This is a genomic window from Marinimicrobium sp. C2-29 (genome assembly GCF_038419845.1).
GTDB lineage: Bacteria > Pseudomonadota > Gammaproteobacteria > Pseudomonadales > Cellvibrionaceae > Marinimicrobium.
The window spans coordinates 1-1,926 of record NZ_JBCAQT010000037.1 but is presented as its reverse complement, the minus strand read 5'-3'; the positions used below and the strand labels follow the sequence as shown (position 1 = coordinate 1,926).

The following is a 1,926-nucleotide window of genomic DNA, read 5'->3' as shown; positions in this document are numbered from 1 at the left end:
ATCGAGTAGGAGGGGGAGTTGCCTCCCCCGTCCTCTCACACCACCGGGCGTACGGTTCCGTACCACGGCGGTTCATGGTTGGCTCGGAAGCCGATTCACCGTATCCAGCAAGCTTACCAGAGACAGACGATCGAACACCTTTTTGGGAAGCGCGGCGTTCATGTGAGACGCCCCGCTATTCCACCAAGGACCTCGACCGTTGGTCGCACTGATCCAGGCCCGTTGCTCTGTCAGACCCAGTCGCATCAGGTTCCGGGCCCGGGTTGCGACCCGTTTCCATTGTCGCCAGAGAATCAGACGCAGTCGTCGGCGTATCCAGCCATCGAGCGCTTCCACTGGGCGTTTCGAGTCCGTCAGGCGGTAGTAATTCGCCCAACCTCGCAACACCGGATTCAGTCGCTCGATCGTCGTTCGCAGCGAGCGGCCTCGTGCTCCTCTGAGTAACTGACGCAACTTGGCCTGGTGGCGCTCCAGACTTTTGGGTGCAACCCTCAACCGAACCTGCTTGTGCCAGCTCACGCTGTAACCCAGGTAGCTCCGACGCCAGGGGCGATCCACGGCGCTCTTGTCCGTATTCACCTTCAGGCGCAGTTGCTGTTCCAGATAGCGAGTGATGCTGCCCATGATCCGATGGCCGGCTCTTTCACTGCGAACGTAGATATTGCAGTCGTCCGCGTAGCGGCAGAACCGGTGTCCCCGGCGCTCCAGTTCCCGATCCAGTTCGGTCAGGAGCACATTGGAGAGCAGGGGCGAGAGTGGGCCGCCTTGCGGTGTCCCCTCCCGTCTCGGGCTGATCAGCCCACCGTCGAGCATACCGGCCCTGAGGTAGCGGCGGATCAAGGTGAGTATCCGTCGGTCGGTGATGCGTCGGGCCAACAGGCTCATCAGCACATCGTGATTGACCCGGTCGAAGAACTTCTCCAGATCCAGGTCGACCACCCAGCGGCGGCCTTCATTGATGTGTTGTCGCATCGCCTTGACCGCCTGATGGGCGCTTCGTCCGGGGCGGAACCCATAGCTGTGATCCGAGAAGCTCGGTTCGAGCATAGGGCTCAACATCTGGTGAAGCGCCTGCTGGATCAGACGATCCTGCACCGTCGGAATACCCAGCACCCGCTCCCCGCCTTGTGGCTTGGGGATACTGATCCGGCGTACTGGTTGAGGATGGTAGTCTCCAGCCAACAACCGCTTGCGCAGCGTTGGCCAGTGCTGTTGCAGATGGCTCTTTAGTGCGCTCACCGGCATCTGATCGACACCGGCCGCGCCTTTGTTGGAGACCACCCGCTGATACGCACGCATCAGGTTCGGGCGCGATAGCACCTGCTCCATGAGCGTGTTCGGCTCCGCGTTCGTCCACGAGTGAGCCACCGCGCCTGCCTCGACACGGACTTCAGTATCCGCCGGATACCGTCCGGCTCCTTCCTGAATGTCCTGACCCATCCGGGTCGCTTCTGTCTTCATAAGCACATCGCGAGCACTCACCGTCTACTAGCGGCTAACCATGTTCGGCCCTTCAGTACGCGGTGACGCACCTACTATGGCCTCGGCTGAGTTCTGGCTCCCCATCCCCACCCCTCACGAGGTCAGTAGCACAGTGGCAGGAAGCCAGACTTCCCAGGGTAAGACGCGTGACCTTCACACTTATGCCCGCCGCATATACGCCCGCCGTTTCCGTACAAGTATGGGGCTTTGGAGATATGCGCCTCCTCACCCACGGCGGCCGCCTCGTATGCGATTTCTGTTCGTCGGGCCAGTGCTTTGCCTACGGCTTCCTTCAGATTTCACCTCGCGGTGAACACCCTTGCCGATCGGCTAGTGGTTCCCCTTGTCGGGCCCACAGAGGACTTGCACCTCCAAGTCATCCGGCCACCACCACGTGTACCGGAACAGCGCCAGTCAAGGCGCTACGCGCCATGCCTGGCGCAC

Annotated in this window: 1 protein-coding gene; it reads right to left on the bottom strand. The window is 61.4% G+C overall.

The window, feature by feature from the left end:
• Positions 1-72: 72 nt before the first annotated feature.
• Positions 73-1,461, bottom strand: coding sequence for a group II intron reverse transcriptase/maturase (gene ltrA / locus AAE484_RS17340; protein WP_341939696.1), 1,389 nt, complete (start codon positions 1,459-1,461; stop codon positions 73-75).
• Between the last annotated feature and the right edge of the window lie 465 nt (positions 1,462-1,926).

What these genes read in the sequence shown, in the direction of transcription:
- ltrA (WP_341939696.1), bottom strand. Translation starts at nt 1,461, where the DNA reads ATGAAGACAGAAGCGACCCGGATGGGTCAGGACATTCAGGAAGGAGCC.